The organism is Pseudomonas promysalinigenes (genome assembly GCF_014269025.2).
Taxonomy (GTDB): Bacteria; Pseudomonadota; Gammaproteobacteria; order Pseudomonadales; family Pseudomonadaceae; genus Aquipseudomonas; species Aquipseudomonas promysalinigenes.
Window position 1 is genome coordinate 4938025 of sequence record NZ_CP077094.1, and the last position, 13435, is coordinate 4951459.

The window sequence follows — 13435 nt, forward strand, 5'->3', positions numbered from 1 at the left end:
TTACCTGACTGATGGTCAGGCCCCTCGTGCAGCATGGGCAATGCAGGCCTCGCGGAACGCCTGGAAAAGACGCCGGGAGACCGGGTTGTCGGCGAAACGCCATTCAGGGTGCCATTGCACGCCAAGCACAAAGCCTGGCGCATCGGGCATGGACACCGCTTCGATCAGGCCATCCGGTGCCCGTGCCTCGATCCGCAGGCCTGGGGCCAAGCGGTCGATGCCCTGGCTGTGCAGCGAGTTGACCTCAAACTGTGCAGCCAGGCCCAGGCGCTCGAACAACCCGCCAGGTTCGACGCTGACAGGGTGGCGAGGACCGTATTGCACCTGCAGGGGCGCATCCTCAGGTTCGCGATGGTCCAGGTAGCCGGGCAGTTCCTGCACGCGTTGGTGCAGGCTGCCGCCCAGGGCTACGTTCAATTCCTGGAAGCCACGGCAGATGCAAAACACCGGCACGCCTGCTGCAATTGCTGCCTGCAGCAACGGCAAGGTCAGGCGGTCACGGGCAACGTCGTGACGTGTGCCATCGGCGCTGGCGGGGCCATTGTAATGATGCGGCTCGATATTAGAAGGCGAGCCGGTGAAAACAATGCCGTCGAGCCGGGCCAGCAAGGCCTGGCTGTCGCTGCCACCATCACGGGCCGGCAGAATCAGCGGCAACCCGGCGAAGCCCGCTGCCTCGACATACTTGTCACCTACCGTATGCGACGAGTTCTTCCCCACCTGCTGGCGGCAGGCGCTGATACCGATCAAAGGGACCGCAATTGCGCTCATGGGCTTACACCGTGTGCAGGTACCAGTTGTACTCGAGGTCGGAAATCGAAACTTCGAACTCGGCCAGCTCACTTTCCTTGCAGGCCACGAAGATATCAATGTAGTCCGGGCTGATGTATTGGTTGAGCACTTCACTGTCATCCAGCGCGCGCAAGGCATCGCGCAGGTTGTTCGGCAGGCTCTGCTCCAGTTGCTCGTAGGAGTTGCCTTCGATGGGGGGGCCGGGCTCGACCTTGCTGGTCAAACCGTGATGGATACCGGCTAGGATGGCCGCCAGCATCAGATAGGGGTTGGCATCAGCGCCTGCGACACGGTGCTCGATGCGAACGTTCTCGCTGCTATCGGTGGGAACGCGAACGGCTACGGTGCGGTTGTCCAGGCCCCAGCTTGGCGCGTTCGGCACGTAGAACTGCGCGCCGAAGCGGCGGTAGGAGTTGATGTTCGGGCATAGAAAGGCCATCGACGCTGGCATGGTCTCGAGCACCCCGCCGATGGCATGGCGCAGGGCATCGCTTTGCAGCGGGTCTTCATGGGCGAAGATGTTCTTGCCGGTTTTCTTGTCCAGCAGCGAGATGTGCACGTGCAAACCGTTGCCCGCCTGGCCCGGATAGGGCTTGGCCATGAATGTGGTGTCCATTTCATGGTCGTAGGCGACGTTCTTGATCAGCCGCTTGAGCAGGATCGCATAATCGCAGGCTTTCAATGGGTCGGCGACGTGATGCAGGTTGACCTCAAATTGCGCCGGGGCACTTTCCTTGACGATGGCGTCAGCCGGCAGCCCTTGCTCCTTGGCGGCTTCGAGCATGTCCTGAAGGCAGTCGGCGTATTCGTCGAGGTCGTCGATCAGGTACACCTGAGTCGACTGCGGGCGCTTGCCCGAGATGGGCGAGCGCGGCGGTTGCGGGCGGCCGTTGAGGTTGTCCTGATCGATCAGGTAGAACTCCAGTTCGAACGCGGCGCAGATATCCAGGCCCATGGCGTCGAACTTGCTCACCACCTGGCGCAGCACTTCGCGTGGGTCGGCGAAGAACGGCGCACCGTCGAGTTCGTGCATGGTCATCAGCAACTGGGCGGTGGGGCGCTTTTGCCACGGCTCGTCCGACAGCGTGCCGGCAATTGGGTAACAGATGCGGTCGGCATCGCCGATGTCCAGGCCCAGGCCTGTGCTTTCGACAGTCGAGCCGTTGATGTCGAGGGCGAACAACGAGGCCGGCAGGTTGATGCCTTTTTCGTACACCTTGTGCAGGCTGGCGCGCTCGATGCGCTTGCCGCGTACCACGCCGTTCATGTCGGAAATCAGCAGGTCGACGTACTGCGTATCCGGATGGGCCTGAAGAAAGTCATTCATCTCGCTGGAAGTACTGGCGCACGGGGTGACCGACGTCATGGCTTACATCCTATGATTTGCTGCGGCGATGTGGGGGTACGGCTGGCGCCTCACGGGCGACGATGGTTGCAGCTGTTGTTGTTTTTCACTTTCCCATCGTGGGGATTGATGACCCGACCGGGCGCATTGATTCCCGGGGGCCGTTTCACTATAAAATGGCCCTAGCGCAACAGACATTGGCATTTCGGCAAGCAGAGCGTGCACCCATGCAATATCAAATCACCCACGCCGACCTCTCCCTGGTACTGGCACTGGAACGCGGGCGCTCATTGGCAAAGGCCGCCGAACTGCTCAAGGTCGACGTTTCCACGGTGTTCCGCTCGATCCGTCGGCTGGAGTCGGCACTGGGCACCGCGCTGTTCGTGAAAAGCCGCAAGGGCTACCTGCCGACCGACACGGCCCAGGCCCTGGCCGAACAGGCCGAACGCGCCGAGCAGGCGCTTGAGGCTGCGCGCATCGCCATGACCAGCGGTGAGCAAGTGGTCAGCGGCACCGTGCGCTTGACCTGCACCGAGGCGGTGATGCACAGCCTGCTACTGCCCGCGCTGGCTGTGTTCATGCCGAACTACCCGGCGTTGTCGCTGGAGATGGGCACCTCCAACACCTTCGCCAACCTCAGCCGGCGTGACGCGGACATCGCCCTGCGCCTGACCAACACTCCGCCAGAACATTTGGTCGGGCGCTGCCTGGGTTCGACCTCCTATGTGATTTGCGGTCAGCCGCAATGGCGCGAGCGCTTGAATGAATCGCCCAGCAGCGTGCCGTGGATCGCCCCCGACGATTCGATGCAGGACCACCCCACCGTGGTCTGGCGCAACCAGCAGTATCCTGGGTTAAGCCCGCGCTACCAGTGCAGTGGCATGTCGACCATCGCCCAGTTGGTCAGCGCCGGGTTAGGCGTCGCAGCGCTGCCTGACTATATGGTCGATGCCTTACCGGGGGTGGATGCGTTGAGCGGGGCGCTGCCAGGGTGCGATACCCAGCTGTGGCTGCTGACCCGCCCGGACTGCCGGGCACTCCGGTCGGTGCAGACGTTGTTCGAAGAACTGACGCCGCTGTTGCGGGATGCAATGCTCTGAGGTTATCGTCAGAACAGGCATCGAAGAGCTCTGCTGCGGCCCTTTCGCGGTTGAACCTGCGCCCAACGGGTACGATGACATCAACGGCTTGCGGGAGTCTGGATAAAACAGCGCTTCCCTATTGGCTGGTGATTTTTTAAACTATCGAGTCCGCCTGCCCGTATTGGGCTGCACGCCTATCGCATTTGCTACTGAGGAAGACCATGGCCCGCGTAACTGTTGAAGACTGCCTGGAACACGTGGATAACCGTTTTGAGCTGGTCATGCTCTCGACCAAGCGTGCCCGTCAACTGGCTACCGGCGGCAAAGAGCCACGCGTAGCATGGGAAAACGACAAACCGACCGTGGTCGCCCTGCGCGAAATCGCCGAAGGCATCGTGACCCCTGAGTTCATCGCTGCAGAAGAGATCGTCACCGAGGATCCGGTCTTCGCCGCGTTCGAGGACGAGTCCAACGAGGCTGTCTGATCCATGCCCTGTCGACGTCGCGCGGCACAAGGCCCTCTTGCTCGGCAAGAGGTGAAACCATGCCAGGCATAGAAGCCTTAGCCGAACGGCTGTCGACCTATCTTGGGCCTGAACAGGTCAACCTGGTCCGGCGTGCCTATTTCTACGCCGAACAGGCCCACGACGGGCAGCGCCGCCGCAGCGGCGAGCCCTACGTGACCCATCCGCTGGCAGTGGCCAGCATCCTCGCCGACATGCACATGGACCATCAGAGCCTGATGGCGGCCATGCTGCACGACGTGATCGAAGACACTGGTATCGCCAAAGAAGCTCTGTGCCAGCAGTTTGGCGAGACTGTGGCCGAGCTGGTCGATGGGGTCAGCAAACTGACCCAGATGAACTTCGAGACCAAAGCCGAGGCGCAGGCCGAGAACTTCCAGAAGATGGCCATGGCCATGGCCCGCGATATACGCGTGATCCTGGTCAAGCTCGCTGACCGCCTGCACAACATGCGCACTCTGGAAGTGCTGTCCGGGGAAAAACGCCGGCGCATCGCCAAGGAAACACTCGAGATCTACGCCCCCATCGCCAACCGTCTAGGCATGCATACGGTGCGCGTGGAGTTCGAGGACCTTGGCTTCAAAGCCATGCACCCGATGCGTTCGTCGCTGATTCACCGGGCGGTGAAAAGCGCGCGCGGCAACCGTAAAGAGATCGTCGCCAAAATCGAGCAATCGCTGGCCAATTGCCTGGCAGCCGATGGTATTGCAGGCGAGGTCAGCGGCCGGCAGAAACACCTCTACGGCATCTACAAGAAGATGCGGGGCAAGCGCCGCGCCTTCAACGAGATCATGGACGTTTACGCCTTCCGCATCATCGTCGACAAGGTAGACACCTGCTACCGTGTGCTCGGCGCGGTGCACAACCTGTACAAGCCGCTGCCCGGACGCTTCAAGGATTACATCGCGATTCCCAAGGCCAACGGCTATCAGTCGTTGCATACCACGCTGTTCGGCATGCACGGGGTGCCCATCGAAATTCAGATTCGCACCCGCGAAATGGAAGAAATGGCCAACAATGGTATCGCTGCCCACTGGCTGTACAAGTCCAACGCAGACGAGCAGCCCAAGGGCAACCACGCCCGCGCCCGGCAGTGGGTCAAGGGCATCCTCGAGCTGCAGCAGCGCGCTGGCAACTCGCTGGAATTCATCGAAAGCGTGAAGATCGACCTGTTCCCGGACGAGGTCTACGTGTTCACGCCAAAAGGCCGGATTATGGAGCTGCCCAAGGGCTCCACCGCCGTCGACTTCGCCTACGCGGTGCATACCGACGTGGGCAACAGCTGCATCGCCTGCCGCATCAACCGCCGCCTGGCACCACTGTCCGAACCGCTGCAAAGCGGCTCGACGGTTGAAATCGTCAGCGCCCCTGGCGCACGGCCAAATCCGGCGTGGCTCAACTTCGTGGTCACTGGCAAAGCGCGCACACACATTCGCCATGCCCTCAAGCAACAGCGCCGTTCAGAGTCGATCAGCCTTGGCGAGCGCCTGCTGAATAAAGTGCTAACCGGCTTCGACAGCAGCCTTGAAAAAATCCCTCAGGAACGCGTCCAGGCCATTCTGGCCGAATACCGCCTGGAGCTGATCGAAGACCTGCTCGAAGACATAGGCCTGGGCAACCGCATGGCCTACGTGGTCGCTCGCCGGCTGCTTTCTGCCGAAGGCGAACAGCTGCCGGCGCCGGAAGGGCCGCTGGCCATTCGCGGCACCGAAGGCCTGGTCTTGAGCTATGCCAAGTGCTGCACACCAATCCCGGGCGACCCCATCGTCGGCCACCTGTCTGCAGGCAAGGGCATGGTCGTGCACCTGGAAAACTGCCGCAATATCAGTGAAATCCGCCACAACCCGGAAAAGTGCGTGCAGCTTTCCTGGGCCAAGGACATCGCTGGCGAATTCAACGTCGAGCTGCGTGTCGAGCTTGAACACCAGCGCGGCCTGATTGCCTTGCTGGCCAGCAGCGTCAACGCGGCGGACGGCAACATCGAGAAGATCAGCATGGACGAACGCGACGGCCGTATCAGCGTGGTCCAACTGGTGGTCAGCGTGCATGATCGTGTGCACCTGGCACGTGTGATCAAGAAGCTGCGTACCTTGACCGGCGTGGTCCGCATCACCCGCATGCGTACGTAGTCCGCCAACCGCAAGGAGTCATCATGAGCAAGACCGTCATCAACAGCGACAAGGCCCCTGCCGCTATCGGCACCTACTCCCAGGCGATCAAGGCCGGCAACACTGTCTACATGTCAGGGCAGATTCCCCTCGACCCAAAGACCATGGAACTGGTCGAGGGCTTCGAAGCCCAGACCGTGCAGGTGTTCGAAAACCTCAAGGCCGTGGCTGAAGCAGCAGGCGGTTCGTTCAAGGACATCGTCAAGCTGAACATCTTCCTCACCGACCTGAGCCACTTCGCCAAGGTCAATGAAGTCATGGGCCGCTACTTCGAACAGCCGTACCCCGCTCGCGCCGCCATCGGCGTAGCCGCGCTGCCAAAAGGCGCCCAGGTCGAAATGGATGCCATCCTGGTCATCGAATGACGCCCCTGGTGACGGGCGCCATGCCCGTCACTCTCTTTTGCAAGGTTATCCCGTCATGCGACAAGCACTGCCCCTCGCGTTGGCAGCCCTGCTTCTGGGCGGCTGCGCCAGCCACAAACCTGAAGACTTCAACGGTACCTGGATCAACCAGGAGGCCATCAAGGCCGCCAACAAAGGCGGCAGCCTGCGCCAGGCACTGAACGAAAACGGCCCGATCTTCGAATGGAAGCTTGACGTTGCGCATCAGCAGGCCAGCTACAGCAACGGCTTCGAGGCGGCTGACGGCCAGCTCAGCGCCAACCAGAAAAATTGGCAAGCGAGCTTCGAGGGCGGCCAGACCGAACAGCTAGAGCTCGATGGCGACGAGCTCAAAGCCACCAGCCAGAGCGGTGCCGAACAAACCTTCGTGCGCGTCGAACAGCCCGGTAACACGCCACTGGGCGCTAGCTTTGAGAAGGCGCTTTACCAGGCCTACCTCGGTGGTGACTGGAAGGTCCTCGAAGGCCAGGGCAAAGGCGGCATCGTCCGCTTCAGCGATACCGGCACTGTCACCGGGCTGCCAGGCCCGGATCGTTTCGCCCTGTGCCTGGCCGGCGACTGCGCCAGCATGGGTGGCAGCAACGATAGCCTGTGGCTGGAGCGCAACCAGCGCGGCGCGCCGTTCATTTTCAAGCGTGACGGCAACAAACTGACCATCTACCAGGCAGTCAATACCGCCCAGGCAGATGAGATTCCGCAGTTGTCGCCAGGGGCGCAGCAGTGGGTGCTGGAACGGGACTAACGCCCGACCTTGAGCCGGGCCAGCGCTGGCTCATCGATCAGCGCTGGCCTGCCAGGATTGCTGCATAGCCTTCCTTGTAGCTTGGATACTCAGGCACCCAACCCAACGCCCGTGCTCGGGCGTTGCTGCAGCGCTTGCTGCCGGTACGCCGCACGCGCTGTTCGTCGGACCACTGGGTGACCCCAAGGTACGCCCGCAACCAGCCCACCACTTCGGCCAGCGGCGCCGGGTCGTCGTCGACACCGATGTAGCAATCGTCCAGCGCCACGCCGTCAGCATCGGCCTGCAAGAGAAAAGCCATCAGGCTTGCCGCATCTTCTGCATGTATCCGATTACCGTACAGCGGCGGCTGCTCGACTACCCGATAGCCTTGGCGTACCTGGCTCAGCAGCCACTCGCGGCCCGGCCCGTAGATACCCGTAAGGCGCACCACACTGGCAGGTATGCCACTTGCCAGCGCCACCCTCTCGGCCTGCAGCATAACCTTGCCGGAATAGCCTTCAGGCTCGGTGGCGGCCGATTCGTCGACCCATTGGCCGTCCTTCTGAGCGAATACACTGCTGCTGGAGACGAATAGCAGACGGCGGGGGCGCTGGCCGCGCAGGGCAAGCCATGCCAGCACATGGCGCAGGCCGTCGACGTAGGCCGCCTGATAGCCCGCCTCGTCATGCTGGCTGGCAGCTACACAATAGACCAGATAGTCCGGCGAATGCTGCGGCCAGGCCTGCGGGATGCTCGGGTCCGACAGGTCGGCGGCAATCGGTGCAACGCCCGCTGGAAGCTGCCCGACAGAGCGGCGCAGACCGCTGACCTGCCAGCCTTTGGCCAGCAGCTGGCAGGCCAACCGGCCGCCTACATCACCACATCCCACGATAAGCGCGCTAAGGCCTGACATCGAAAAACTCCCTGAAGCAAAGGGTCAGGCTAGCCGGATTACACGATAGACGGCTAGACCTCGGGTTGATAAAGCAACAATATTACTTTTGTTAACAAGAATTACTTGCAATAATGGCACCCCTATCTGTTCTCGGCCTACCTCGAGGCCTTGGAGAACACACACTTTCTTCTTCATCAGGTCCGGCTAGCATGACACGTACTCAACCCTCCGCTTCGCCAAACCCGTCGCGCGCCTGGCGCGCCATTGCCGCGCTGCTGTTCAGCCTGGTGCTGGCCCCGGTAGCCATGGCCGATGAGCCTGCCGCCAATGCCGCAACGCCTGCAGCCGCAGCCGCTCCAGCAGCACCGGCAGCGCCCGCCGCCGAAGGCCAGGCCACCTCAGCGGCCAATGCACCTGCCGCCGACCCGGCCGTGGAGCAGCTGGTTGAAGATACCTCGCTGGGCATGGCTCACGACCTTTCGCCATGGGGCATGTACAAGAACGCCGATATCGTCGTGAAGATCGTGATGATCGGCTTGGCCATCGCTTCGATCATCACCTGGACCATCTGGATCGCCAAGGGCTTCGAGCTAATGGGCGCCAAGCGCCGCTTGCGTGGCGAAATCGCTGCGTTGAAGAAGTCGGTCAGCCTCAAAGAAGCCAGCGATGTCTCCAATAAAGAAGGCACCCTGGCCCATACCCTGGTCCATGACGCTCTCGAAGAGATGCGTTTGTCGGCCAACACCCGCGAGAAGGAAGGCATCAAAGAGCGCGTCAGCTTCCGTCTGGAGCGCCTGGTAGCGGCCAGCGGCCGGGCCATGAGCAGCGGCACCGGCGTGCTTGCCACCATCGGGTCTACCGCGCCATTCGTGGGCCTGTTCGGTACCGTATGGGGCATCATGAACAGCTTCATCGGCATCGCCAAAACCCAGACCACCAACCTGGCCGTGGTTGCCCCAGGTATCGCCGAAGCCCTGCTGGCTACCGCCCTGGGCCTGGTCGCAGCGATTCCGGCAGTGGTCATTTACAACGTCTTCGCCCGTTCCATCGCTGGCTACAAGGCGCAGGTGTCCGACGCCTCTGCCCAGGTGCTGCTGCTGGTCAGCCGCGACCTGGACCACCAAGGCAGCGAGCGCGCCGCCCCGCACATGGTGAAAGTGGGGTAAGCCATGGGCCTGCATCTGAACGAAGGTGGCGACGACCTCGCCGAAAACCACGAAATCAACGTAACGCCGTTCATCGACGTGATGCTGGTGCTGCTGATCATCTTCATGGTTGCAGCGCCCTTGGCCACGGTGGACATCAAGGTCGACCTACCGGCATCGACCGCTAAGCCGGCGCCACGGCCCGAGAAACCGGTGTTCGTCAGCGTCAAGGCCGACCAGAAGCTGTATATCGGCGACGATCAGGTGCTCGCTCCGGCACAGCTTGGCCCGATGCTCGACGCCAAGACCAAGGGCGACAAGGAAACCACCATCTTCTTCCAGGCCGACAAGGGCGTGGATTACGGTGACCTGATGGAAGTGATGAACAACCTGCGCGCGGCCGGCTACCTCAAGGTCGGTCTGGTAGGTCTCGAGACGGCAGCCAAGAAATGACGAAACCGCGCTCAAACGTGGCGCGCTACGCTGTCAGCCTGGCGATCGTGCTGGGTGTGCACGTGGTCGCCGTGCTGCTGACGCTCAACTGGTCGGTGCCCCAGGCCATCGAACTGCCACCGGCAGCGATGATGGTCGAGCTGGCGCCGCTGCCTGAGCCTGCGCCACCGCCCCCTCCGAAAGCCGCCCCGCAGCCACCGGCACCGGTCGAAGAACCGCCACTGCCGAAGGTGGCCGAGGCGCCCAAACCGAAGATCGCCGTCGCCAAGCCGGTCAAGCCAAAGCCCAAGCCTCAGCCGCCCAAGCCTGTGAAGAAGCCTGAGCCGCCAAAGGATGAGCCACCGGCCAAAGAGCAGGTAGCCGACACGCCGCCAAGCAACACGCCACCGCAAAAATCGGCAGCACCGGCCCCCAGCATCGCCGCCAACAGTAAAGCGCTGCCGACCTGGCAGAGCGACCTGCTGCGCCATCTGGCCAAGTACAAGCGCTACCCCGAAGACGCTCGCCGCCGCGGCCTGCAAGGTATCAACCGCTTGCGTTTCGTGGTCGACGCCGAGGGCAAGGTGGTGTCGTACACCCTGGCAGGCGGTTCTGGTAGCGCATCACTGGACCGGGCGACGTTGGAAATGATCCGCCGAGCTGGCACGGTGCCCAAGCCACCGGCCGAGTTGCTGACCAACGGCACCATTGAAGTAGTCGCACCATTCGTCTACTCACTGGACCGCCGCTGATATTTTTTGTTTCTGTCACAAACCGGCAACTCTGATAACGTGCGTCTATCGATTGCAGCCGCTATGCTGGGCTCGCAACTTCATGGACGCACGTTATGACCCTCACAGAATTACGCTACATCGTCACGCTCGCTCAGGAGCAGCACTTCGGCCATGCCGCCGAGCGCTGCCACGTCAGCCAACCCACCCTGTCGGTTGGCGTGAAAAAGCTCGAGGACGAGCTTGGTGTACTGATTTTCGAGCGCAGCAAAAGCGCCGTGCGCCTTACCCCGGTCGGCGAAAGCATCGTGGCTCAGGCACAAAAGGTGCTGGAGCAGGCGCAGGGCATTCGTGAACTGGCTCAAGCCGGCAAGAATCAGCTCACCGCGCCGCTCAAGGTCGGTGCCATCTATACCGTCGGCCCATATCTGTTCCCGCACCTGATCCCGCAGTTGCATCGCGTTGCACCGCAGATGCCGTTGTACATCGAAGAAAACTTCACCCATGTACTGCGCGAGAAGCTGCGCAACGGCGAGCTGGACGCAGTTATCATCGCCTTGCCGTTCAACGAAGCCGATGTGCTGACCCTGCCGCTGTACGATGAACCGTTCTGTGCGCTGATGCCCGCCGACCATCCCTGGACGGCCAAGAAGACCATCGACACCGCCCTGCTCAACGACAAGAGCCTGCTGCTGCTCGGCGAGGGCCACTGCTTCCGCGACCAGGTGCTGGAAGCCTGCCCGACGCTGAACAAAGGAGGTGAAGGGTCCAAGCACACCACGGTCGAATCCAGCTCGCTGGAAACCATCCGCCACATGGTTGCCTCAGGGCTGGGTGTTTCGATCCTGCCGCTGTCGGCCGTGCACAGCCATCACTATGCACCTGGGGTCATCGAGGTGCGTCCGTTGACTGCGCCAGCACCCTTCCGAACCGTAGCCATCGCCTGGCGCGCCAGCTTCCCCCGGCCCAAGGCCATCGAGATCCTCGCCGACTCGATACGCCTGTGCTCGGTGGCCAAATCACCTGCGCAACAAACGGCCTGATTCATGACGGAGTTGTCGAAGGTTCCGGTCACGGCGCTCAAGGGCGTAGGCGATGCCATGGCGGAAAAGCTCGCCAAGGTGGGCCTGGAAAACCTTCAGGATGTGCTGTTCCACCTACCCCTGCGTTACCAGGACCGCACCCGCGTGGTGCCCATCGGCCAACTGCGGCCTGGCCAGGACGCAGTGATCGAGGGCGTGGTCAGCGGCGCTGACGTGACCATGGGCAAGCGCCGCAGCCTGGTGGTGCGCTTGGGTGACGGTACCGGTGTGCTGAGCCTGCGCTTCTATCACTTCAGCAATGCGCAGAAAGAAGGCCTCAAGCGCGGTACCCATCTGCGCTGCTATGGGGAAGCTCGCCCTGGCGCCTCGGGCCTTGAGATTTACCACCCCGAATACCGAGCGCTCAACGGCGACGAGCCACCGCCACCGGTCGAGCAGACCCTGACACCGATCTACCCCTCCACCGAAGGTCTTACCCAGCAACGCCTGCGGGTGCTTTGCCAGCAGAGCCTGGCCATGCTCGGCCCGCGCAGCCTGCCCGATTGGCTGCCCGATGAGTTGGCCCGCGACTACCACCTGGCGCCACTGGACGATGCCATCCGCTACCTGCACAACCCACCGGCAGACGCCGATCTTGACGAGCTCGCCGAAGGCCAGCACTGGGCCCAACACCGCCTGGCTTTCGAAGAACTGCTGACCCATCAGTTGTCGCAGCAACGCCTTCGCGAAAGCCTGCGTTGCCTGCGTGCACCAGTGCTGCCCCCGGCCAAACGCCTGCAGGCGCAATACCTGGCCAACCTGGGCTTTCAGCCGACCGGAGCGCAGCACCGAGTGGCCAAAGAAATTGCCTACGACCTGAGCCAGCACGAACCCATGTTGCGCCTGGTGCAAGGCGATGTCGGCGCCGGCAAGACCGTAGTTGCTGCCCTTGCCGCACTGCAGGCCCTGGAAGCCGGCTATCAGGTGGCGCTGATGGCACCTACAGAAATCCTTGCCGAGCAGCACTACATCACTTTCAAGCGCTGGCTGGAGCCGCTAGGCATCGAAGTGGCCTGGCTGGCCGGCAAGCTCAAGGGCAAGGCCCGCGCCAGCGCCTTGGAGCAGATTGCCGGGGGTGCGCCAATGGTAGTTGGCACCCACGCACTGTTTCAGGAAGAAGTCCGCTTCAAGCACCTGGCGCTGGCGATCATCGACGAGCAGCACCGCTTCGGTGTGCAGCAACGCCTGGCCCTGCGCAAGAAAGGCGTGGCTGGCGAGCTGTGCCCGCACCAGCTGATCATGACCGCAACGCCGATCCCCCGCACCTTGGCCATGAGCGCCTACGCCGACCTCGACACCTCGGTCCTCGACGAGCTGCCGCCAGGGCGCACGCCCGTCAACACCGTGCTGGTCGCCGATAGCCGCCGCTTCGAGGTGGTCGAACGGGTCCGCGCTGCCTGCGCCGAGGGGCGCCAGGCCTATTGGGTGTGTACCTTGATCGAAGAGTCCGAAGAGCTCACCTGCCAGGCGGCCGAGAGCACCTTCGAAGAGCTGGGCAGTGCACTGGGCGAATTGCGCGTGGGCCTGATTCACGGCCGCATGAAACCTGCCGAAAAGGCCGAGGTCATGGCGCAGTTCAAACAGGGCGAACTGCAATTGCTGGTGGCCACCACGGTGATCGAGGTCGGCGTCGACGTACCCAATGCCAGCCTGATGATCATCGAGAACCCCGAGCGCCTGGGCCTGGCTCAGTTGCACCAGCTGCGCGGCCGGGTTGGCCGGGGCAGCGCGGTCAGCCACTGCGTGTTGCTTTACCACCCACCGCTGTCACAGATCGGGCGGGAACGCCTGGGCATCATGCGCGAAACCAACGACGGCTTCATCATCGCCGAGAAAGACCTGGAGTTGCGGGGCCCCGGCGAGATGCTGGGCACGCGCCAGACTGGGCTGTTGCAGTTCAAGGTAGCCGATCTAATGCGCGATGCCGACCTGCTCCCTGCGGTACGCGACGCGGCTCAAGCCCTACTGGCTCGCTGGCCGGACCATGTCAGCCCGTTGCTCGATCGATGGCTGCGCCATGGCCAGCAATATGGCCAAGTGTGACGACAGTCCCAGAATGGATCCAGTCTTGCCACCAGACTGGTTATACTTCGCGTTTAAAAGAAATTGTG

The 13435-nt window shown here is 62.4% G+C and carries 13 protein-coding genes; 10 read left to right on the top strand and 3 right to left on the bottom strand.

Annotated elements, in window-relative coordinates:
• Window positions 1-15: 15 nt before the first annotated feature.
• A complete protein-coding gene (locus HU725_RS22340) occupies window positions 16-771 on the bottom strand; it encodes a gamma-glutamyl-gamma-aminobutyrate hydrolase family protein (protein ID WP_060477233.1) in 756 nt (251 codons plus the stop codon).
• Between the two features lie 4 nt (window positions 772-775).
• Window positions 776-2158 carry a glutamine synthetase family protein gene (locus tag HU725_RS22345; RefSeq protein ID WP_060477234.1) on the bottom strand — a complete coding sequence of 461 codons (1383 nt, stop codon included), beginning with the start codon at window positions 2156-2158 and terminating at the stop codon, window positions 776-778.
• A 206-nt stretch (window positions 2159-2364) separates the two neighbouring features.
• On the opposite strand from HU725_RS22345, the gene HU725_RS22350 reads away from it, so the two are divergent.
• From HU725_RS22350 to HU725_RS22370, 5 genes are all read left to right on the top strand, one after another.
• Window positions 2365-3237, top strand: coding sequence for a LysR family transcriptional regulator (locus tag HU725_RS22350; RefSeq protein WP_060477235.1), 873 nt, complete (start codon window positions 2365-2367; stop codon window positions 3235-3237).
• Between the two features lie 203 nt (window positions 3238-3440).
• Entirely contained in the window at window positions 3441-3704 is a 264-nt protein-coding gene (gene rpoZ, locus HU725_RS22355) for a DNA-directed RNA polymerase subunit omega (protein WP_016394025.1), read from the top strand.
• Window positions 3705-3763: 59 nt separating this feature from the next.
• The gene (gene spoT, locus HU725_RS22360; RefSeq protein WP_186476166.1) at window positions 3764-5872 is read left to right on the top strand and encodes a bifunctional GTP diphosphokinase/guanosine-3',5'-bis pyrophosphate 3'-pyrophosphohydrolase; all 2109 of its coding nucleotides are present in this window, start codon (window positions 3764-3766) and stop codon (window positions 5870-5872) included.
• Window positions 5873-5895: 23 nt separating this feature from the next.
• Window positions 5896-6276 (top strand): RidA family protein, encoded by a 381-nt coding sequence (locus HU725_RS22365; protein ID WP_009684531.1) that lies wholly within the window; start codon window positions 5896-5898, stop codon window positions 6274-6276.
• 55 nt (window positions 6277-6331) lie between these two features.
• A complete protein-coding gene (locus HU725_RS22370) occupies window positions 6332-7057 on the top strand; it encodes a hypothetical protein (RefSeq protein ID WP_186476165.1) in 726 nt (241 codons plus the stop codon).
• Between the two features lie 37 nt (window positions 7058-7094).
• On the opposite strand, the gene HU725_RS22375 is transcribed toward HU725_RS22370, so the two are convergent.
• Window positions 7095-7952 carry an SDR family oxidoreductase gene (locus tag HU725_RS22375; protein WP_186476164.1) on the bottom strand — a complete coding sequence of 286 codons (858 nt, stop codon included), beginning with the start codon at window positions 7950-7952 and terminating at the stop codon, window positions 7095-7097.
• Window positions 7953-8143: 191 nt separating this feature from the next.
• On the opposite strand from HU725_RS22375, the gene exbB reads away from it, so the two are divergent.
• From exbB to recG, 5 genes are all read left to right on the top strand, one after another.
• A complete protein-coding gene (gene exbB / locus HU725_RS22380; protein WP_186476163.1) occupies window positions 8144-9100 on the top strand; it encodes a tonB-system energizer ExbB in 957 nt (318 codons plus the stop codon).
• A 3-nt stretch (window positions 9101-9103) separates the two neighbouring features.
• A complete protein-coding gene (gene exbD / locus HU725_RS22385) occupies window positions 9104-9532 on the top strand; it encodes a TonB system transport protein ExbD (protein ID WP_060477240.1) in 429 nt (142 codons plus the stop codon).
• Window positions 9529-10263, top strand: a complete 735-nt coding sequence (locus HU725_RS22390; RefSeq protein ID WP_186476162.1) for an energy transducer TonB — start codon at window positions 9529-9531, stop codon at window positions 10261-10263. The genes exbD and HU725_RS22390 overlap by 4 nt, the downstream gene beginning before the upstream one ends.
• A gap of 95 nt (window positions 10264-10358) precedes the next feature.
• Window positions 10359-11285 (top strand): hydrogen peroxide-inducible genes activator, encoded by a 927-nt coding sequence (locus tag HU725_RS22395; RefSeq protein WP_060477242.1) that lies wholly within the window; start codon window positions 10359-10361, stop codon window positions 11283-11285.
• Between the two features lie 3 nt (window positions 11286-11288).
• On the top strand, window positions 11289-13367 hold the full coding sequence (gene recG / locus HU725_RS22400) for an ATP-dependent DNA helicase RecG (protein ID WP_060477243.1): 2079 nt from the start codon (window positions 11289-11291) through the stop codon (window positions 13365-13367).
• Window positions 13368-13435 lie beyond the last annotated feature (68 nt).